Consider the following 20,815-nt stretch of genomic DNA (forward strand, 5'->3'; position numbering starts at 1 on the left):
GACTCGATTGGGGACGCCATGGTGGCGTTCGGCAAGGGAAGGATGCGGGAAGGATATGGCGCATGCCACGATCCGCGACGTTGCGCGCGAAGCGGCGGTTTCCGTCGCCTCCGTGTCGCGTGTGCTGAACGGGCATAGCAACGTCCGGCCGTCGTTGCGGGTGCGCGTCGAGGCCGCTGCCGCCAGCCTTGGTTACGTGCCCCATGCCGGTGCCCGCAGCCTGAGTCTCGCACGGGCAAACGCGATCGGCGTCGTGCTGCCGGATCTGCACGGCGAATTCTTTTCGGAAGTGCTGCGCGGGATGGATCGCGCGGCATCGGAGCTTGGCCTGCAATTGCTGCTGTCGAACATGCACGATGCCTCACGCCAGGCGATCGACATGCTCCACACGATGCGCGGCCGGGTCGACGGGATGATCGTGATGGCCCCGCATGTCGAATCGGCGCGGCTGTTCGCGCAATTGCCGCCGAGCATGCCGGCCGTGCTGGTCAATTGCGGCGCACCGAGCGAGCCGCATCCCAAGATCCATGTCGACAACGTCGCCGGGGCGACCGCGATGGTGCGCCATCTGATCGCAGGCGGGCGGCGCAGGATCGTGCATCTGGCAGGACCGATCGGCAATGCCGAGGCGCGCGATCGTATCCGCGGCTATGAGATCGCGCTTGGCGAGTGCGCCGGACTGGTGCCGCGCATCATCCCTGGTGATTTTACCGAAGAGGCCGGCACCCTGGCCGCTGCCGAACTGCTGCGCGATCCGGACGCGGTCGATGCGGTTTTCGCCGCCAACGACATGATGGCGATCGGGCTGATGACTGCGTTGCGGCAGGCCGGAATAGCCGTGCCGGACCGCATCGCGGTCGGTGGGTTCGACGATATTCCGCTCGCCCGCTTCGTCTCGCCCGCCTTGACCACCATGCGGATCGATATCGCCGGCATCGGTGCGCGGGCGATCGGCCGGCTGGCCGACGCGATCAACGGCTCGAACTATTGCGACACCGAACTCCACACGCCCGAACTCATCGTGCGCGAAACGAGCAGCCTAACACCACCACAAGCCCGAAAAACGGGCGCAAAAGGGGAACTTACCGATGACTAGAACCAAGATATTGCACCTCCTGTTCGCCAGCACCGCGGCGATCGGTTCCACCACGATCGTCGCCGTGCCGGCGATGGCGCAGACGTCCATCGCGAGCATCCGCGGACAGGTGAGCGATTCCGCCGGCGCACCCGTCGCCGGCGCGACCGTCGTGGCGGTCAGCGCCGCGACCAACCAGACGCTGCGCACCACCGCCAATGCGGCGGGCGGTTATACGCTGACCGGCCTGCGCCCCGGATCCTACACCGTCACCATCACGGCGACCTCGGGCGAAACGTTCAAGCAGGTGGTCGTGGTCGGGATCGGCGAAGCGGCGTCGCTGGACGCGACGCTCGGCACGGCAACCGCCGCGGCCGAGCCTTCGGACGGGGCGGAAATCGTCGTGACGGGCAGTCGCCTGCGCGAGACGAAGACCAGCGAAGTCGCCACCAACGTCAGCCAGCAGCAGATCCGGTCGCTGCCGCAGACCGATCGCAACTTCCTTAGCTTCGCGGCGCTGGCACCGGGCGTGCGTTACAACGATAGCGAGACGGACAAGGGCTTCCAGTCGGGCGCATCCACCGCCAGCCAGGTCAACGTGTTCATCGACGGCGTCTCGCTGAAGAACCAGTCGCGCGAAGGCGGCGTCGCCGGGCAGCAGAACAGCCGCGGCAATCCGTTCGGCCAATCCGCCGTGCAGGAATTCCGCGTGCTGACTCAGAACTACAAGGCGGAATACGAGCAGGCCGGCGCCGCGATCATCACCGCGATCACCAAATCGGGCAGCAACGAATTCCACGGCGAGGTCTTCGGCCAGTACACCGACAAGGGCCTGTCTGAGAAAGCGTATCTCGACAAGTTGAACAACCGCCCCGAACCCGCCTTCAAGCGCAAGCAATACGGCGTTTCGCTCGGCGGGCCGATCATCAAGGACAAATTGTTCTTCTTCGGAGCGTTCGAAGGCAATGATCAGGACCGTGCGTTCAACGTCGCCGCGCGGGGAACGCCGGCGGTTCGTGCCGCCGTCGAAGCCTCGTCCGGCCGCAAGCTGTCCGATCTGGAGGGGGCGTTCGTCAGCCCGTTCCGCGGCAAATTCTATTTCGGCAAGCTGACCTTCACGCCGGATGAGCATCAGGTGTTCGACGTATCGGCGAGCCGCCGTCAGGAATCCGACATCCAGGGCTTCGGTGATACGACATCGTTCGAAACCGCCGAGAACAAGCGCAATACGGTCGACACCTATCTGTTCAAATGGACCTATACCGGCGACGGGTTCGTCAACGAATTCAACACCAATTATCTGAATTACACGTTCAATCCCACGGCGTTGAACCCGAGCCTGCCGACGCGGGAATATGACGGCGTCATCACCTTCGGCGGCAAGAATTCGACCCGCAAGGAAATCCAGACGAACTACACGATCCGTGACGACCTGACCTATACTGGCTTCGACGGCCACACCTTCAAGGTAGGCGGTCGCGTCGATGTCGCGGACTTCAAGTTCGACAACCGGTCCTACATCCAGCCCGATTATGTGTATCGCCTGAGCACGACCGACAATACCGACTATAGTTTCCCGGCCGAGGCGCGGCTGGGGCTTGGGCAGGCGGTGATCCGGTCGTCGGACACGCAGATCGGCTTCTATGCGCAGGACGATTGGCAGGTCACGCGCAAGCTGACGTTGAACCTCGGCGTTCGCTGGGATTACGAGACCAACGGCTTCAACAACGACTACGTCACGCCGCCGGCGGCTGCGGCGGCGTTGCGGGCCTTGCCGAAGACCTTCTATTTCGACCCGGAAAACTACATTTCGACCGGCAAGAACCGTAAGCCGTTCGCCGGGGCCTTCGCGCCGCGCTTCGGCTTCTCGTACGATATCGGCGGGGATCAGCGCACGGTGATCTTCGGTGGCGTGGGTCGCTATTACGATCGCAACAATTTCAACAACACGATCGACGAACTGTCGCGCACGATCAATCCGATCGGCGTGTTCCGCTTCTCGCGCGATGGTCAGCCGCGTTCCGGCCTGCCGACGACGATGTGGAATCCGTCCTACGGCACGCGCGAGGGATTGCTGGCCTTGATCGCTAGCTCGCGAGTGGAGGGCCTGCCCGAACTATTCGCGGTGAAAAACGATGCCAAGCCGCCGGTCAACGATCAGGCGAGCCTGGGCATCCGGCAGAAGCTCGGTGCGTGGCAGGTTTCGGTCACCGGATCGTACATCAAGGGGCGTAACGGCTATACCAATCTGTTCGCGACGCGCACGAACAACGGGCTGGGCAATTGCTGCAACACCGCGCCCGTGATCCCGTTCGGCTATGCCAACGCGCTGATCGGCTATGATGGGCTGAAGACGCGGTACAAGGCGCTCTATGTCACGATCGACAAGAACTATACGAAGTCGTCGGGTTACGGGCTCAACATCGCCTACACGCTGTCGAAGGGCGAGCAGAACGGCAACGATCTGTTCAGTCTGGATGGTACCGTGCCGGATTCATACGGCTTCCGTCCGCGCACCGGTGACGAGCGGCATCGGCTGGTCGTTTCCGGGATCGTCGATTTGCCCTTCGGCGTCCAGTTCTCGACGCTCAGCACGTTCGGCAGCGGCCAAGCCTATCAGGTCACCGACGCCACGGGTGGGTTCGACAATGGCCAGTTGAAGATCACCTCGGCCTATCCGGAGAAGAATTGCATCAAGGGCCTGTTTGCGTTTTGCGAGGTGAATCTGAGCCTGGAGAAGCACCTCGATTTCCACGGTCTCGGCAACGACCAGGTCAGCATCGCGGTCGATCTGTTGAATGCGTTCAACAACAAGAACTTCAAGGATTTCGACGGCTTCATCAATCGCTCGAATACGCCGCCGGACACCTTGGATCCGACCAATGTGGGCAACAATACGCTAACCCTGGCGCGCCGTATCCAGTTCCGTCTGGGCTATCGCTTCTAACCTCCCCCTTGGGCGGGCGACCCTTTCGGGTCGCCCGCTTTTTTGTTTTTCGCAACGCGCTATCAGGATGCAGCATGATCGACCGCCGCCAGCTCATCGGCACGGGCAGTTTGGCACTGGCCGCAACGGCCGGAAGTGCCGCACTCGGCGCGGGCCGCGCCGCCGCCGGCGATCTGTTCCGCGATATCCAGCAGCGCAGTTTCCGCTACTTCTGGGACACGACCGATCCGCGCACCGGGCTGGCCCCGGATCGCTGGCCGACACCGTCCTTCTGCAGCATTGCCGCGGTCGGATTTGCGCTGACCGCTTATCCGGTCGGTGTCGCCAACGGCTGGATCAGCCGCGCGCAAGCTCGCCAGCGTACGGTGGATACACTGCAATTCTTCGCCGATGCCCCGCAAGGCCCGGCGGCAAGCGGAACCGCCGGGCACAAGGGCTTTTTCTACCACTTCCTCGACATGAAGACGGGGACGCGGTTTGCGCGGTGCGAGCTGTCGACGATCGATACGACCCTGCTGCTCGCCGGCGCGCTGTGCGCGCAGAGCTGGTATGACGGCGATCATCCCGATGAGGTGCGCATCCGTGCGCTGGCCGATCGGCTGTATCGTGCCGTCGACTGGGCGTGGATCACGCCGCGCTCGCCGTTCGTCGCGATGGGCTGGCATCCCGAAAGCGGGTTCATCGCGCATGATTGGGACCAATATAACGAGGGCATGCTGCTCTATCTGCTGGCTCTGGCGTCGCCGACGCATCCGATCGCCGCCGATGCCTGGGCGCACTGGAGCGCGCGGGCGGGGCAGGCGTGGAGCGATCGCTGGGGCGATCCGCACCTCGCCTTCCCGCCGCTGTTCGGCCACCAATACAGCCATGTCTGGGTCGATTTCCGGGGCATCCGCGATCCGCTGATGACCGCCAAGGGCATCGATTATTTCGAGAACAGCCGCCGCGCGACCTATGCGCAGCGCGCATATGCCATCGCCAATCCCGGCGGCTTCGCGGGCTATGGTGCCGATTGCTGGGGCCTGACGGCGTGCGATGGCCCCGGCGATTTCGCGATCGAGCTTTCTGGGCGACGGCGTGAATTCTTCTCCTATTCGGCGCGCGGCCCCGGCGATCGCGACGACGGGACGATCGCACCCACGGCGGCACTGGGATCGATCGCTTTTGCGCCCGAGATCGTGGAACCGGCGGTGCGCGCGATGCATCGGCGCTACGGTGCCGCGATCTATCAGCGTTACGGCTTAATGGATTCGTTCAACCCGACGCTGACCGCCGCCGCCGGGCCGTTACAGCATGGACGGATCGCGCCGGGCATCGGCTGGGTCGATGGCGATTATCTCGGGATCGATCAGGGGCCGATCGTGACAATGATCGAGAACCGGCGGACGGGACTGATCTGGCGGACGATGCGCCGCAACGCGCATCTGCGGCGGGGATTGGCGCTGGCCGGGTTCCGCGGCGGCTGGCTCGCATGATCCTGGCGGCGATGGCGCTTGCGCTGCAGGCAATGCCGCTCGACGGTTTCGAGACCGTGAAGCCGTGGAGCGGGACCGGCTCCGACGGTGTCGCCGCGCGGATCGATCGGGTGCCAGATGACGGCGCCTTGCGGCTGAGTTACGATTTCGGCGCGGTCTCCGGCTATGCGGTCGCCCGGCGCACGCTGCCGATCGTGTTCCCGCCCGATTTCGATATCACGCTGAAAGTACGGGGCACCGGTGGCGTCAACGATCTGCAGATCAAGTTCGTCGATGCAAGCGGCACGAACGTCTGGTGGTATCGCCGCGCCAATTTCCGCGCGTCCACCGCATGGCAGACGATCCATATCCGCGCGCGTGACGTGGAATTCGCCTGGGGCCCGACGACCGACAAAAGCCTGAAACAAACGCAGACGGTCGAGATCGTCGTGGCGCGCGGCCGCGATGGCGGCAAGGGTACGCTGGAGATTGCCGATCTCGCGCTCGCCCCGCTGGATCCGCCGAAGCCGCTGCCGCCGATCCGCGCGAGCGATGCAGCGGCGATCGACGGCAACAGGGCGACGGCGTGGAACGCCAGCGGCGGCAAGGCGCTGACGCTGGACTTCGGCGGTCGCAAAGCGCTTGGCGGTCTCGTGCTGAACTGGTCGTCGCCGGCGTCGCGTTATGCGATCGAGGGATCCGATGACGGCAAGACGTGGCGGTCGCTGCGCACAGTGACCGACAGTGATGGCGGGGACGACCCGATCGCGTTGCCCGGCACCGAGACGCGCTATATCCGCATCGCTTTGCCGCGTGGGGCACCTGCCGCCCGGCTCGCCGAAATCGACGTCAAGCCGTTGGAATGGGCTGCGACGCCAAACGCTTTCGTCGCAGCGCTGGCCAAGGCGGCACCGCGCGGCACCTTCCCGCGCGGCTTCTCGGGCGAGCAGCCGTATTGGACGCTCGTCGGCACCGATGGCGGCCATCATTCCGGGCTGATCGGCGAGGATGGCGCGATCGAGGTTGCCAAGGGCGGTTTTTCGATCGAGCCTTTCGTCGTAGCGGACGGGCAACGTACCGGCTGGGCCGACGTGACGGCGAGCCAGACGCTGGAGCACGGATATCTCCCTATCCCGCATGTCGGCTGGACCGCGCGGGACTGGACGCTCGATACCTCGTTGTTCGCTGATGTCACCGCGCCGCGCCTGATGGCGACATGGCGGCTGACCAATACCGCCAGCGTTGAGCGGCGCTTCAGGCTTGTGCTCGCGGTCCGGCCGTTTCAGGTCAATCCGCCCGCGCAATTCCTCGGTGCGGCCGGCGGGGTCAGTGCCATTTCTCAGATCGTCTGGGACCGGCGGATGCTCACCGTCACGTCGCCCCCGGCGATCGAGGGCGACGCGCCAACAACGCGTATGCTCCAGCCGCTCGCCCCGCCGACCCGGGTCGCGACCGCCGCTTTCGACCATGGTGCGCTTGGCCATCCGACCGAACTGGCGGGCGGCCCCAGGCTCGACGATGCGACCGGGCTGGGTTCCGCCGCGCTGAGCTACGATCTCACGATCCCGGCCGGCCGCAGCGTGGATGTGCGGATGGCGATCCCGTTTGGCTCGCCAGCGGCCGTGCCCGATTCCGCTCAGTTCGATCAGGCTCATGCCGCGACAGTGCAATTCTGGCATGACGCCCTTGGGGCCGTGTCGATCACTGCCCCCTCGACCAAGCAGGCGGTGGTCGACACCGTCAGGACGGCGCTGGCGCACATCCTGATGAGCCGCGACGGCGTCGCGCTGAAGCCCGGCACGCGATCCTATGATCGCAGCTGGATCCGCGACGGCGCGATGATGTCGGATTCGCTCCTCCGGCTTGGGGCGGTCGCACCGGCGCGTGCCTTTGCCGACTGGTACGGCGGCAAACTGTTCGCCAACGGCAAGGTGCCGTGCTGCGTCGATGCACGCGGTGCCGATCCGGTGCCCGAGAACGATGCGCCGGGGGAATATATCCACCTCGTTACGCAACTCTATCGCTTCACCGGGGATCGCGCGGCGCTCGCCGCTGATTGGCCACGGCTCGATGCCGCGCGGACTTATATGGAAACGCTGCGCCAGTCCGAACGCACTGCCGCCAACCTCACGCCGGATCGGCGGATGCTGTACGGCTTGATGCCGCCGTCGATCAGCCACGAAGGCTATTCGGCGCAGGCGCAATATAGTCTGTGGGACGATTTCTGGGCACTCACCGGCTATAAGGATGCCGCAGACGCCGCGCGCATTCTCGGGCGGCCGGAAGTTGGCGAGATTGCCGCTGCGCGCGATGAATTCGCCCGCGATCTGCATGCCGCCATCGCGGCTTCGGTGGCGCATTGGGGGATCGACTATATTCCCGGCGCGACCAGTCTCGGCGATTTCGATGCCACTTCGACGACAATCGCGCTCGATCCCGCCGGCGAGCAGGCGGCACTCGATCGCCGCTTACTCGAGGCGACGTTCGAAAAGCAATGGGCGCGGGTTAGCGCGCGTGGCGCGGCCGGGGCCGACTGGGCGGATTACACGCCGTACGAACTGCGTAACGTGTCGGCCTTCCTGCGCCTCGGCTGGCGTGAGCGCGCCAATCGTTTGCTCGACATCTATATGGCGGATCGACGTCCGGCGGCGTGGAATGGCTGGGCCGAAGTGGTCGGCCGCAAGCCGCGCGAGATACGCTTCATCGGCGACATGCCGCACGCCTGGGTAGCCTCCGATTTCATCCGCGCGGCGCTGGATATGTTCGCGTATGAGCGCAGCGAGGATCAGGCGATCGTGCTGGCTGCCGGGCTGGACGAAAGCTGGTTGCAGGGCGAGGGCGCATCGATCGCCAATTTGCGCACTGCGTTCGGCGGCCTTTCGCTGCGCGCGAGGATCGTGGGCGATGCAGTAACCGTCGATATCTCGGGCTCGGCGATGCCGCCGGGCGGATTTTTGCTGCCCTGGCCGTTGGAGCGACGCCAAGGCGTTCCGCATATCGAGGGCACGCGGGGGACAATCATGAAGGATGGTCTGCATCTGGCGGCAACGGGCAAGCCGATGCGAATAATATGGCATTTTGTCGGAGGGCTCTGCCACGCCAAATGCGTCGGTGTTGGGGAAGGCGCCAGCAATAAGAAGGCGTTGAACCGGGATGTCCGATAGGCGTCGAAGAGCAGCCCTCGACGTCGTTTAGCCGACGGTGATGGAATATCTCAAACGGCTCTTTTTGCGCATCGTGCCGGAATCAACTGCGGCTCTTGAAGCGCCCGCTGCGTTGCCCGTCTCGACGATATGGCAGTGGAGAGATATGCGATCGAGTAGCGCGGTGGTTATCTTGTGATCGCCGAACGCGTTGGGCAGCATCATCTCCGCTAGGCGTTCGTATCACCATGAGGCCACCGCCCGATATCCTGTCAAACAGCGGCGAATATGACAGAACTCAGTTCGGTGGGTGCTCACGGCATTAAGCTTGTCCGACTCCCACAGATCAAAATACGTTCAGATATTATGCGTGATTGCGCCGAAAGCTACGTCGTATTTGCGGCGGCGATATCGTAATGTTGCGCCGAGCATGCCGAAGCCGAGGAGCATCATGCCCCAGCTCGCCGGCTCCGGAACGGCCCCCGCCGCAGCGGCGGTGGTGAAGCGGAAGTTCGCGTCGCAATATGCGTTGTTCGTGCAGGCCTGATCGAGCGTGTTGTTCTTGATCAGGAAGCCGGGAAGATAGGCATCCGCGGTCTGGCCGGAATTCGGCCCGAACAGCAGGCTCAGATTGCTGGACGCGCCGGTCAGCAGCGCCGTGTAGGTCTGCCCCGTAACCAGGCCGACGCTGCCGGTGAAGACATCGAAGAAGGTGGTCCCGGTACGAAAGGTGAGCCCGGACACCGACACTGTCTGCGTCGCCAGGGTTGTGCCGGTCGTGCCCGCACCGGACAGCAGCGAGAACGTCACCGTGCCAGTGGTCGTGCCGCTGACGCTGCTGGCGAACTGGAAGCCGAAATTGGTCAGCAGCGCATCCGTCGCCACGAACGTCTGCGCGACGGGGCCGTTGCTCGCGATGGTCACTCCGCGCGTGCCCGATACGACGGAAATGGTCTCCGCAGCGTGCGCGTGGCTCACCGAAAACGCTGCCGTGACAAGCGCTGCTGCGATAGCAAAACGGTTCATCGATACCCCTTTTTGATTCCCTGGCCGCCCTCGGCGTGCAGCGTCCGATATGATGTGAATGTTGCAGCCGCGCGACAATGCAGGTTGCGCAATTGTGTCATATCGGGACTTTATGCCGATGAATCCCGGTATCCAGACCCGCAAGCAGCCATGCCGTTTCACCATAAACGCAATTAATTTAGATGCTTAGTGATTTGCGCTGCGATTAAAATCGCGTTCATGTTTTTTTCACCATTTTGTCATGTCGCGACTCTAACGTAGCAATCAGGAAACATTAACCATCGCCTTGGCGGCCGATTCTGGCGGCACGAGGAGGGGACGAAAGGGCACATTCGGGGTGAGCACGAATTACTGGAATCTGGCGAACAGCAATTTCAGCCAGGATTGGTCCGACAAGAGCCTGATCGACGCCAATGACGACTGGTCGCGCGTGCCCTCCATCGTCGGCTACCGCGGCGATGGCCTGACCACGGGCACGGGAACGGACCCGCGCACGATCACGACGAGCGGCACCCCGGTGGTCGATGTCAACGCCAACCAGACCAACCCGAACACCTATACCACGGGTGGCGTCACGGAATTCGACATCGCCAATCCGGTCGTCGCGCTTCAGGGTTCGGGCACGGCGGCGGCACCGTATCTGGCACTGTATCTGAACGCCACTGGCCGTCAGAATATCACGCTGTCGTTCAACCTGCGCGATATCGACGGCAGCACGGACAATGCCGTGCAGCCGATCGCCGTCCAATACCGCCTGAACGACACGTCGCCTTGGGTGAACGTGCCCGGCGGATACGTTGCCGATGCGACCTCCGGCCCCAGCCTTGCGACGCTCGTGACGGCCGTGTCGGTGACGCTGCCGGACGACGCCAACAACGCCGCGACGTTGCAGGTGCGCATCATGACGACCAATGCGGTCGGCAATGACGAATGGGTCGGCATCGACGACATCGTCGTGACGACGACCGGCGGATCGGGCAATGTCCCCGGCGTGCTGAGCATCGCCGATGCCTCGACCGTCGAGGGCAATGACGGCAGCCACAATATCGATTTCACCGTATCGCGGATCGGTGGCGCGGACGGTGCGGTCGACGTCACCTACACCGTCACGTTGCCGGGCGGCTTCGGCGGCGCGAGCGCGAGCGATTTCGGGCCGTTCACGCTGACCGGCACGGTGCATTTCGACAGCGGCCAAGCGACCGCCAAGCTCTCGCTGCCGGTGCTCGGCGATCGCGTGCCCGAACCGAACGAGACGTTCAGCGTCACATTGTCCGCCCCGACCGGCGGCGCGACGATCGACCGGGCGACCGCGACCGGCACGATCCTGAACGACGACGTACTTCCGCTGATGATCGGCCAGATCCAGGGCGAGGGCCACACATCGGCATTCGTCGGCCAGACGGTTGTGACCCAGGGGATCGTGACCGCGGTCGACAGCAACGGTTTCTACATTCAGGATCTGGGCGACGGCAACAGCCGCACCTCGGACGGCATCTTCATCTTCACCAGCACCGCGCCGGGATATTTCGTCGGTGACGCGGTAACGGTTCAGGGCACGGTCGCCGAATTCCGCGCCGGCACCGGCGGGCTGACCGTGACCGAGATCGTCTCGCCCAGCATCACGCTGGAAAGCTGGGACAACCAATTGCCTGACGCAGTGCTGATCGGGGCCGGTGGCCTGCAGCCACCCACGCAGGTGATCGATGACGATCGCCTGACCAGCTACGATCCGACAACCGACGGCATCGATTTCTGGGAATCGCTGGAGGGGATGCGCGTCACGATCGACAAGCCGTTGGTCGTTTCGAACACCACGACGGATGCCTTTGCGGAGACCGATGTCGTCGCTTCGCTGGGCGTGGGCGCAACCGGGGTGAACGATCGCGGCGGCATCACGATCTCGAAGGGCGATTTCAACCCGGAGAAGATCCAGATCCAGGGCGACCGCGCGATCTTCAGCGGCTTCACGGCGAATTATTCGATCGGCGACCAGCTGAGCAGCGTTACCGGCATCGTGAACTACGCCGCCGCCAGGTACGAAGTGCTGGTGACCGAAGCGGTCAGCGTGACGAAGAACGTGACGCTGACCAAGGAGGTGACGCAGCTGATCGGCGATACGACGCACCTGACGCTGGCAACCTACAACGTCGAGAATCTCGACGCGTCCGACAACAAATACGATATTCTCGCGTCCAACATCGTCACCAATCTGCGCACGCCGGATATCATCGCGTTGCAGGAAATCCAGGACGCCGATGGCGCGGGCAATGGCGGGAACCTGTCGGGCGCGCAGACCGCGCAGGGGCTGATCGACGCGATCGGCCGGATCAGCGGCGCGCATTACGCCTATATCGAAATTGCGCCGACGGTCGCCAATTCGACGGGCGGAGAGCCGAACGGCAATATCCGCAACGGCTTCCTCTACAACATGGACCGCGTCAGCTACGTTCAGGGCAGCGCGGAACTGATCACCGGCACAGCGTACAACAATTCGCGCAAGCCGCTGGTGGCCGATTTCATGTTCGGCAGCGAGAAGATCACCGCCATCAACGTCCACTTCACTTCACGCGGCGGCAGCGATCCGTTGTGGGGTGCGACGCAGCCGCCGGCCGATGCCGGAGACGCGGCGCGCACCGCGCAGGCGGCGGGCGTCAAGGCCTATGTGCAAAGCCATCTGGCCGACAATCCCAACCTCCACTTCGCCGTGCTGGGCGACTGGAACGGCTTTGCGTGGGAAGATGCGCAGACCCAGCTGACCGATCCGGCCAAGGGCGGCGTGTTCACCGACCTGAACACCCTGCTCAGCCAGAACGAACGCTACAGCTATCTGTTCGAGGGCAATGCGCAGCAGTTGGATCACATTCTGGTGACGGGCGGGTTGCTGAGCGGCGCGCAATATGACGCGGTTCATCTCAACTCGCAGTTCGGTGGCGATCGTCCGACGGATCACGACCCGCAACTGGCGCTGTTCGATTTCGGGCGCGCGACCAATGTCGCGCTGGCCGAAACGCAGACCGATGTGCTGTACGATTCCACCATGCATAATTTCGTCGATGGTTTCGACTTCGATGCGCTCGGCAAGGTCTCGACCGCCGCCGTCGCAGATGGAACGGATTGGGTAGCGGATCTCGGGGCGCGGTCCATGGCCCTGGTGTCCCGCTCGGTCTATGTGGAAAGCACCTATTTGGATGGGGCCGACACGCTGGCCGCGTTCGACCAGATCCATCACCATCAGGCCGTGATGGCCGATAACTTCCACTTGGTATGATTGCCGCGTTCCCGGGCATGCCGATATGCCCGGGAACGCCAGAAGGCTAGTAATGACAGAGACCTCGTCCGACGGCTTTTATGGCCCGCAACCAGCGAGCGGGCCGCCGTCGACTGCGCTGCCGATCGGCCTGCGCGGGCCGATGCGGACGGCGCTGGACCAGTGCCGCCGCCATATCCTCGCCGCCGCCGGGTTCAGCGCGCTGGTCAACCTGCTCTATATCGCGCCGACCCTGTATATGCTGCAGGTCTACGACCGGGTCGTGCCGACACAGGGTTTGCAGACGCTCCTGTTCCTGACGCTGGTGCTGTTGTTCGCTCTGGTCAGCCTTTCCTTGCTCGATCGGATACGTAGCCGGTTGCTGGTTCGGGCGGGCGTGGTGCTGGATGCGGCGGTCGCACCGGCCCTGCTGGATGCGACGCTCGGGCGGCCCGGATCGGCGATCTCGCGGCAGGCGCTGCGCGAATTCGATATCATGCGCAATGCGATCAGCGGCCCCGGTATATTGGCGCTGTTCGATGCGCCATGGGCGCCGATCTACATTCTGGTCTGTTTCCTCGTGCATCCCTGGATCGGCGCGCTCGCTCTGGTCGGCGGCGTGATCCTGCCGGTGATCGCATGGCGCAACGAGCGCGCGACGCGCGGCGCGATGACGCGCGCGCAAGAGATCGCCACGCGCACCTATGCCGCGCAGGATGCCGCGCTTTCCAGCGCGGACAGCATCCGCGCGCTGGGCATGCGCCGGGCGATGGTGTCGCGCCAGGTTCGCCTGCGCCAGACCATGCTCGCGCGGCAGACCGAGGCGGGCTTCCGGGCGAGCAATTATCTCACCGCCACGAAGTTCGTGCGGCTGGCGCTGCAATCGATGGCCCTGGGGCTGGGCGCGCTGTTGGCGGTGGACAATATGATCTCGGCCGGCGCGATCTTCGCGTCGTCGTTCCTGATCGCACGGTCGCTGGCGCCGATCGAACTGCTGATCGGCAACTGGAAATCGATCGCTCAGGCCCGATCAGGCTATGATACGATCGACAAATTGCTCTCCGACGAGATTCCGCAGGCACCGGTCACCCGCCTGCCCGCCCCAATCGGCGCGCTCAGGGTGGAGGCGATCACCGTCCTGAACGCCGCGCGCGACGATGCCGTGCTGAACGCAGTGTCGTTCGACGTCGCGCCGGGCGAGGTTCTGGCGATCGTCGGTCCTTCGGGATCGGGCAAATCGACGCTGATGCGCGCGATCGTCGGCGCGCTGACGGTCGATCGCGGCAGCGTACGGATCGACGGTGCGGAGCTGGGCGATTGGGATCCGGAACGGCTGGCACGCCATATCGGATATCTGCCGCAGGATGCCGCCCTGTTCGAAGGCACGGTGAAGGAAAACATCTGTCGTTTCGCGACCGAGACCGGTGCCGACCCGGCGGCGGTCGATGCCGAGGTGGTCGCCGCGGCGGCGGCGGTGAGTGCGCAGGATCTGATCCTGCGTCTCGCCGGCGGTTTCGACTATCGCCTTCAGCTCGACGGGCGCGGACTATCGGCCGGGCAGGCGCAACGCGTCGCCCTGGCGCGCGCCGTCTATGGCCGCCCGGCGCTGTATGTGCTGGACGAACCCAATGCGCATCTCGATGCGGAGGGCGATGCCGCGCTGAACGCCGCGATCGTCGATCTCAAAAGCCAGGGGCACACGATCCTCGTCGTGTCGCACAAGCTTGGCGTACTGCCGGTCGTCGACAAGATGCTGGTGCTGCGCGCCGGCCGGGTTGAATTGTTCGGCGCGCGCGATGAAGTGCTGGCCAAGATCGCGCCACCCAATGTCCGGCGGATCGTGCCGCCGGCAGCCCAGGGAGCGGCATCGTGAGCGGCGAATTGACCTTGTCGTCGCACGAGCGCGAGGCATCGTCCGTCGTTACCATGGGCGATCCGTCCCGCGATATCCGCGCGGGCACTATTCTGGCGGTATTATTCTTCGTTATCTTCCTCGGTTGGGCGGCCTTTGCCAGGCTCGACGCGGCGGCGTTCGCGCCGGGCGCGCTCGAAGTTTCGGGCCAGCGCCAGTCGGTGCAACATCGCGACGGCGGCGTCGTGGCGGCGATCTTCGTGCGCGAAGGGCAGCGCGTCGTTCGCGGGCAATTGCTCATGCGGCTCGCCGCCGCCGATGTGCGGGCGCAGGAGCGCGCGCTTTCGGCGCAGGCGATCCGGCTGCTGTCCCAGCGCGCGCGCCTGCAGGCGGAGGAATCGGGCGTTGCGCGGCTGGCGACGCCGCCGGAATTCGCCACACTGCCGGCCGAGGATCGCGATGACGCCGCTCTGGCGCTGCGCCTGCAACAGGGCGAACTGATCGCGCGGCGCGCGACCCTGTCCGCCCAGCGCGGCGCGTTCGACCAACGATCGCTCCAATCCGTGTCGCAGGGGCGAGGCTATGGCACCCAAGTGGTATCGGCCGAGGAACAATTGCGCCTGATCGACCAGCAGCTCGCGGCGTTGCAGCCGCTGGCCGATCGCGGGTTCGTATCGCAAACCCGGTTGCGCGAACTCGAACGATTGCGCGCGGAACTGATGGGCCAGCGCGGCCAATATTCCGCCAGCGTCGCGCAGACGCGCGGCGCGGCGCAGGAAAGCCAGATCAACCGGATCGAGGCCGAACGCACGTTCCGCGAACGCACGGCGCTGGATATGCGCGAAGTCGATACGCGGTTGAGCGACGTGATCCCCCGGCTTGCCGCCGCGAAGGATCAGCTCGCCCGCACCGAAATCCGCGCCACGGCGACCGGCGCGGTGATTTCCCTGACCGCCTTCACCCCGGGCGGAGTGATCGCGCCCGGGCAGAAGCTGATGGATATCGTGCCTGAGAACGCACCGCTGCGCATTCAGGCGCGGGTCGCGCTGGACGATGCGGACGATCTGGTGGTGGGCCAGCGCACGCTGGTGAAGTTCCCGAGCCTGCACGAACGCGACCTGCCGAACCTGACCGGCCGGCTGACGCGGCTGTCGGCGGATGCGGTGTCCGACGAGAAGACCGGGGCGAGTTATTTCACGGCTGAGGTGCTGGTCCCGCGCGATCAGATCCGTTTGCTGAAGGATGCCCGCGGCCAATCCTTCGAACTGCGCGCCGGCATGCCCGTTCAGGTGCTGGTGCCGCTGCGCGCCCGGACGGCGCTCAGCTATGCGTTCGAACCGCTGGTCGGCTCGTTCTGGGCATCGTTTCGCGAGCATTGAGGTGTAACAGGATTAACCGGGAAACGAGCGCCATCGGTTGTGCCTGCGGCATTGCCGTGTGTCGACGGGGTCGCGATCTGTCGGCTACCGACCTGTAGAACCGACATGGTGTCGAGGCGTACCTTCACCACGTCATTTCCGCTCAGCCCTATCATCGACGGCATATTAGAAAAGCGCCCGGCCGTTAAGCCGGGGCGCTTGGGGTCCTGAACGGTGTCAGCAATATTGGCAAAATAGTCCTTGCCCGGCAGCCGTATGGCGTGTCGCGGGCGACGATGACGACCGGGCGCCTAGAATTTATACCCCAGTTCCAGACCATAAAGCCGGCGCGCACCCGGCGAGATGAAGGAGCCGCCGAACTCGATCGCGGGGATCACCTCGTTGACGTATTTCTTGTCGAAGGCGTTGTTCGCGAACAATGTCGCCTTCCACTTCTCTCCTTCGAGGCCGAAGCGCAGATCGAGTACGCCGAACGCATTGCGCCGGGCGATGCCGTAGTTCGCGTTGCCCACCGCCGCCGGCAGCGCCAATGCCGAGATCGGCAACAACGCGCTGAAGATGGTCGCCTTGGTCTGGTTCTGCACGGTATGGAACCAGGTCGGGCCGGTGATGCGATAATCGGCGCGTAGCATCAGCTTCAACCCGTCGCTCACCGGCACTTCCTGCAAGCTGCTCAGGTTGATCGTGTAATCCGGCGTGTATGGTGATTTGTTGCCGACGGTGTCGGGTCGCGACCGGTTCTGCTTGATCTCCGAATCGGTGTAATTGAACGCGCCGGAGAGGGTCCAGCCTTTCACGATCCGGGCATCGACGTTGATCTCGCCGCCCTTCAGGTCAACCCGGTCGATATTCGAGACGACACGCAGCAGGCCGAAGCCCCCGACGAAGAATTCGAAGAACTGCATGTCGCGGACCTGAGTGTAATAGCCTGCCAGGCTATAGCTGATCGGCCCGGCCCGGCCCTTGATACCCGCCTCATAAGCGCTGGAGCGTTCCTTGCGGAAATCGTCGTTGATGATGACGCCGGCATTGATCGGCGCGACGTTGAAATTCTGCGCCACGATCGCCGCGGACCCCTGATTGTTGAAGCCGCCGGATTTGAACCCGACGCCCCAATTGGCAAATACATTGGTGTGCGGCGCGATTTCGTACCGTGCGCTGATCTTGGGTTCGAGCTGCTTAAACGTCTTGCTCTTGGACGGAATGGCCCCGCCCGTCTGCCCCGGGTTGATCGGCCCGCCGGTGAATGGATCGATCGCCAGCGGCACTTGATTTTCGACGTGACGGCGTTCGATGTCGTAGCGCAAGGCAACGGTCAGATCGAAACTGTCGTTGGGTTTCCAGTCGACCGATCCGAAGCCTGCATAGACGTTCGTCTTGAATTTATCGATGTACAGCTGCGACGTCGGGTTGGTCGAATTCGGCGCGTTGTACAATTGCGGGATCACACCGTTGCCGGTGTCCGCGCCCAGGCTCACGCCGGTCAGGCGATCGATATGCAGCAGGTATCCGCCGAGTTGCCAGCTGATCGGTCCGTCCCCGCTCGACGCAAGGCGGACCTCGCCGCTGAAGTCCTTCTGATTGCGCACCTGATATTGCGTGCCATCGCAGGTGGTCGGCGAATATGGGCCGAACGTCGATCCGGTGGCCGGCGCGAAGATGAACGGCACCGGGGTCGAACCGATGAAGGTGGGCGGGTTCATCTTGAAACCGGTCAGTGCCGCGGTGGAGGCGAAGCATGCGTTGACCGCCGACTGCGCGGCAGGGTTGACCGCCGAGAGATAGCGCGCGAAATCCGCCGACGTGCCATCGGCCGTCAGATCGTTCTTAACGTTGCTGTACAGGCCCCATGCCGTCAGCTTCACGCCGCCGAAATCGTGATCGAGTTTGACCGATCCTTCCAGCGTTGTCTGGTTGTTGGTCGGCTTGATGTTGCTGTAATAGTTGAACGGATGGTTGTTCACGTCCTCGTTGAACGCGCCGCCGAAGCCGGGCAGATGGAATGCGGCGTTGAAGTTGATCGAGGCACCATGGAATTCGCCGTAGCGGACCTTGGCGTCGATCTCGGTCGCGTCGCCGAATTCGGCCACGACGCGGCCGTTGACGTTCCATTCCGTCCGATTGTCGACCACCTTCGCCTTGAGCAGGGTGTTGGTGTAGAAACCGTCGGTATGATTATAATCGCCCGACAGGACGAAACCGATGCCAGGCGCTAGCGGCCCGGCGAGATAGCCATTGGCCATTGCGGTGTTGACGTTGCCATAGCTGACCGTCGCCCCGCCTTCGAAATGGTCGCCCGGCTTCAGCGTCTGCATGACGATCGCGCCGGCGGCGGCGTTGCGGCCGTAGAGCGCGCCTTGCGGCCCCTTCAGCACTTCGATCTGGCGGAGTGCCGCCTGCGGCTGGTTGAGCACCGCCGTGTTGGTCTTCAGGATTCCGTCCACGACCAAGGCGACCGAGCTTTCGGCGTCGCGCGCGCTGTTGATGCCGCGGATGTTGATCTGATTGTCGCCGGCTTCGGTCGTGCTGGCGACGATCGCCACGCCGGGGGTGAATTTGGCGAAATCCTGCGCGCGCTGAATGTTCGACTGCGCGATCGCCTCTGCGCCGAATGCGGTGATCGAGGCCGGCACCTGGCTCAGCGTTTCGTTGACGCGGCGGGCGGTAACGACGATCTCGCCCGGCGCAGCATCGGCTTCGGGGGGCGCCGCGTCCGGCGCGGTGGTCTGCACGGGATCGGCGGTCTGCGCGACAGCCGGGGCGCTCGAAAGCGCCCATGCCGATGCGCCGGTGAGCAATAGAGTCATTCCCTTGGCAAGCATCGTATAGTCCCCCTTTTTGTTTGATCAGACGAGCACGTTGGCTCCGCTCATGTAGACATGGACGTCCTGGAAACGGCCGTCGCGGATGCGCCAGAAATTGGTGTTGGACAGGCTGGTCACGCGGCCGTCGGCGTCGGTCAGCACCGCTTCGAACGACGCCGCGATCCGGCCGTTCAACTCATCGACGGTGATCGTGAAATCTTTGTGGACCAGCGTTTCCCACGCCCCGAACAGATCCACGAACATGCGTTCGATCGCGGGCTTCCCGGCATGCGTGGTGAACGACGTCTGCACCGTCAGCGAAGCTTCGTCGTTGAAGCAATCGAGCACGGCGGCCATGTTCTTGGCATCGACATTGGCGAAATAGCGTTTGATCGCGAGATCGACGAGCGCATCGCGGCTGAGGGTCGGAATATATTGCATCAGTCGATCCCCTCACGCAGCAGATTGTCGCCGCTCATGTAGACGAACACGCGCGAGAACTTGTCGCCATCCAGATAGAAGCGGTTGCAGTTTTCGTAGCGCAGCAGATCGCCGCCATTGGGCGTGATCAGCACGGTGAATTGCGAGCAGATCGCATTCGTCGTCGGATCCGCGACATGGACGAAATTGCCGTGCCACAATTGTTCGAAATCGGTGAACAGCCGACGGAACATCGCGGCGATGCCGTCGTCGCGGCCGGTATGTACGGTGTTCGACGTCACCTCCGTCAGCACTGCATCGGGGTGGAAGCAATCAAGCACCCGATCGAGTTGCTTGTTGTCGACGGCATCGAAATATCGCTTCGTCACGATATCGATCAAAAAGGGATAGCGTTCTATCGTACTGCTCATGCCTATCCTTTCCGGATATCAGCGTCTTTGCCCACCTCGGGCGAAGGGAAAGCGCGCTTGCTGTGCGAAAGGCCCAGCGTCACCAACGTCTCGGCCAGCTTCCACGCCACCACGCCAGGATTGATCACCGGCACGGGCAGCACCCTGGCCAGATATTCCGCCGATTGATGCATCGTGGTGGATCCCAGCACGATCACGTCGGCGCCATCGTCTTCGATCGCGCGGCGCGCCTCGGCGGCCAGCTTGTCGAAGATGACTTCCTCCTTACCCGCCAGCAATTCGGTAACGTCGGGACGCGTGTTGATCGACCGCAGCGACGCGAGCCGGTCGGACAGGCCATATTCGCCGATCGTCTTCTCATAGAGTGGGAACCATTCCGGCCACATCGTCAGGATTGTGAATTTCTTGCCGAGCGTCATCGCCATGTGGAACGCGGCCTCGCCCGGACCGATCACCGGGATCGACAGGCGCGAACGCAGCGCCCGCACGCCGCTGTCGCTGACCGTATCGACGACCACGGCGGCATAGCCTTCGTCCTCGGCCGAGATGCCGGTCTGGAACACCGTCCAATCCATCAGCAACATATCGTGATAGCTGTCGCCCAGCGCCGCGCCCCAGGGCACCGCCGCAAATTCAGGCACGAAGCCCGGTGCGATCAGGGCGTCGGATAGCTGCGACCGCCGGTTGGCAACGCCGGCCTCATCCATCGGGATCGGTACGATAACCTTGATTCGAGCCGCCATTGTCACCTCCGCTGGCACAACGGATATTGTATACAGATATTGACGTCAAGGTCATTGTCTATACGATATGATCATATGGGAAGGACGGTTTCGTTGGCTAAGTGCGCCAGATAAAACGTAAATCCCATATCGACCCTGCTGTGGGTGCGGTAAGGTGTATACATAAAGGCGTAAATTGGTTGGTTGAGGGACGCGATCTGCTGCGCACGACGCTTCGCGGGGCGAGGGCCGCCCCGACGTGTCGTTTCAGTGCGTCGTTGAACCTGCGGTCCGCCGCCGGATTACCCGGCGGGG

The 20,815-nt window shown here is 63.7% G+C and carries 13 protein-coding genes; 7 read left to right on the forward strand and 6 right to left on the reverse strand.

What is annotated here, in order from left to right:
* Positions 1-55 precede the first annotated feature (55 nt).
* From U1738_RS16245 to U1738_RS16260, 4 genes are all read left to right on the forward strand, one after another.
* Complete coding sequence (locus U1738_RS16245) at positions 56-1,096, forward strand: LacI family DNA-binding transcriptional regulator (protein ID WP_332790093.1); 1,041 nt, start codon at positions 56-58, stop codon at positions 1,094-1,096.
* Positions 1,089-4,022, forward strand: coding sequence for a TonB-dependent receptor (locus U1738_RS16250; RefSeq protein ID WP_332790094.1), 2,934 nt, complete (start codon positions 1,089-1,091; stop codon positions 4,020-4,022). The genes U1738_RS16245 and U1738_RS16250 overlap by 8 nt, the downstream gene beginning before the upstream one ends.
* A 74-nt stretch (positions 4,023-4,096) precedes the next feature.
* A complete protein-coding gene (locus U1738_RS16255) occupies positions 4,097-5,497 on the forward strand; it encodes a glucoamylase family protein (protein ID WP_332790095.1) in 1,401 nt (466 codons plus the stop codon).
* Entirely contained in the window at positions 5,494-8,640 is a 3,147-nt protein-coding gene (locus U1738_RS16260; RefSeq protein WP_332790096.1) for a discoidin domain-containing protein, read from the forward strand. The genes U1738_RS16255 and U1738_RS16260 overlap by 4 nt, the downstream gene beginning before the upstream one ends.
* A gap of 27 nt (positions 8,641-8,667) precedes the next feature.
* Here the strand turns inward: U1738_RS16260 and U1738_RS16265 are convergent, their stop codons facing one another.
* Complete coding sequence (locus U1738_RS16265; RefSeq protein WP_443027038.1) at positions 8,668-8,844, reverse strand: ATP-binding protein; 177 nt, start codon at positions 8,842-8,844, stop codon at positions 8,668-8,670.
* 132 nt (positions 8,845-8,976) lie between these two features.
* Positions 8,977-9,645: a PEPxxWA-CTERM sorting domain-containing protein gene (locus U1738_RS16270; protein ID WP_332790097.1), complete on the reverse strand. Its 669-nt coding sequence runs from the start codon at positions 9,643-9,645 to the stop codon at positions 8,977-8,979.
* Positions 9,646-9,982: 337 nt separating this feature from the next.
* Here U1738_RS16270 and U1738_RS16275 point away from each other — a divergent pair, with 337 nt between their 5' ends.
* From U1738_RS16275 to U1738_RS16285, 3 genes are read left to right on the forward strand one after another with little or no spacing between them, the layout of a single operon-like run.
* The gene (locus U1738_RS16275) at positions 9,983-12,913 is read left to right on the forward strand and encodes a DUF8508 domain-containing protein (RefSeq protein WP_332790098.1); all 2,931 of its coding nucleotides are present in this window, start codon (positions 9,983-9,985) and stop codon (positions 12,911-12,913) included.
* Positions 12,914-12,965: 52 nt separating this feature from the next.
* A complete protein-coding gene (locus tag U1738_RS16280; protein WP_332790099.1) occupies positions 12,966-14,765 on the forward strand; it encodes a type I secretion system permease/ATPase in 1,800 nt (599 codons plus the stop codon).
* A complete protein-coding gene (locus tag U1738_RS16285) occupies positions 14,762-16,123 on the forward strand; it encodes an HlyD family type I secretion periplasmic adaptor subunit (protein WP_332790100.1) in 1,362 nt (453 codons plus the stop codon). Before U1738_RS16280 ends, U1738_RS16285 begins: the two co-directional genes overlap by 4 nt.
* A gap of 290 nt (positions 16,124-16,413) precedes the next feature.
* Here the strand turns inward: U1738_RS16285 and U1738_RS16290 are convergent, their stop codons facing one another.
* Genes U1738_RS16290 through U1738_RS16305 form a run of 4 tightly spaced genes read right to left on the reverse strand, consistent with a single transcriptional unit; the run spans position 16,414 to position 20,521 of the window.
* Positions 16,414-18,930, reverse strand: coding sequence for a TonB-dependent receptor (locus U1738_RS16290; protein WP_332790101.1), 2,517 nt, complete (start codon positions 18,928-18,930; stop codon positions 16,414-16,416).
* Positions 18,931-18,969: 39 nt separating this feature from the next.
* Positions 18,970-19,368 (reverse strand): nuclear transport factor 2 family protein, encoded by a 399-nt coding sequence (locus tag U1738_RS16295; RefSeq protein ID WP_332790102.1) that lies wholly within the window; start codon positions 19,366-19,368, stop codon positions 18,970-18,972.
* Positions 19,368-19,778: a nuclear transport factor 2 family protein gene (locus U1738_RS16300; protein WP_332790103.1), complete on the reverse strand. Its 411-nt coding sequence runs from the start codon at positions 19,776-19,778 to the stop codon at positions 19,368-19,370. The genes U1738_RS16295 and U1738_RS16300 overlap by 1 nt, the downstream gene beginning before the upstream one ends.
* A 2-nt stretch (positions 19,779-19,780) precedes the next feature.
* Positions 19,781-20,521, reverse strand: coding sequence for an aspartate/glutamate racemase family protein (locus U1738_RS16305; RefSeq protein WP_332790104.1), 741 nt, complete (start codon positions 20,519-20,521; stop codon positions 19,781-19,783).
* Positions 20,522-20,815 lie beyond the last annotated feature (294 nt).

It is taken from the genome of Parasphingomonas caseinilytica (assembly GCF_036663755.1).
Taxonomy (GTDB): domain Bacteria; phylum Pseudomonadota; class Alphaproteobacteria; order Sphingomonadales; family Sphingomonadaceae; genus Sphingomonas.

Excerpts from the sequence above, each read along its gene's own strand:
- U1738_RS16255 (WP_332790095.1), top strand. The coding sequence starts at position 4,097 with ATGATCGACCGCCGCCAGCTCATCGGCACGGGCAGTTTGGCACTGGCC.
- U1738_RS16250 (WP_332790094.1), top strand. The coding sequence starts at position 1,089 with ATGACTAGAACCAAGATATTGCACCTCCTGTTCGCCAGCACCGCGGCG.
- U1738_RS16260 (WP_332790096.1), top strand. The coding sequence starts at position 5,494 with ATGATCCTGGCGGCGATGGCGCTTGCGCTGCAGGCAATGCCGCTCGAC.
- U1738_RS16300 (WP_332790103.1), bottom strand. The coding sequence starts at position 19,778 with ATGAGCAGTACGATAGAACGCTATCCCTTTTTGATCGATATCGTGACG.
- U1738_RS16265 (WP_443027038.1), bottom strand. The coding sequence starts at position 8,844 with ATGATGCTGCCCAACGCGTTCGGCGATCACAAGATAACCACCGCGCTA.
- U1738_RS16295 (WP_332790102.1), bottom strand. The coding sequence starts at position 19,368 with ATGCAATATATTCCGACCCTCAGCCGCGATGCGCTCGTCGATCTCGCG.
- U1738_RS16290 (WP_332790101.1), bottom strand. The coding sequence starts at position 18,930 with ATGACTCTATTGCTCACCGGCGCATCGGCATGGGCGCTTTCGAGCGCC.
- U1738_RS16305 (WP_332790104.1), bottom strand. The coding sequence starts at position 20,521 with ATGGCGGCTCGAATCAAGGTTATCGTACCGATCCCGATGGATGAGGCC.
- U1738_RS16245 (WP_332790093.1), top strand. The coding sequence starts at position 56 with ATGGCGCATGCCACGATCCGCGACGTTGCGCGCGAAGCGGCGGTTTCC.
- U1738_RS16270 (WP_332790097.1), bottom strand. The coding sequence starts at position 9,645 with ATGAACCGTTTTGCTATCGCAGCAGCGCTTGTCACGGCAGCGTTTTCG.
- U1738_RS16280 (WP_332790099.1), top strand. The coding sequence starts at position 12,966 with ATGACAGAGACCTCGTCCGACGGCTTTTATGGCCCGCAACCAGCGAGC.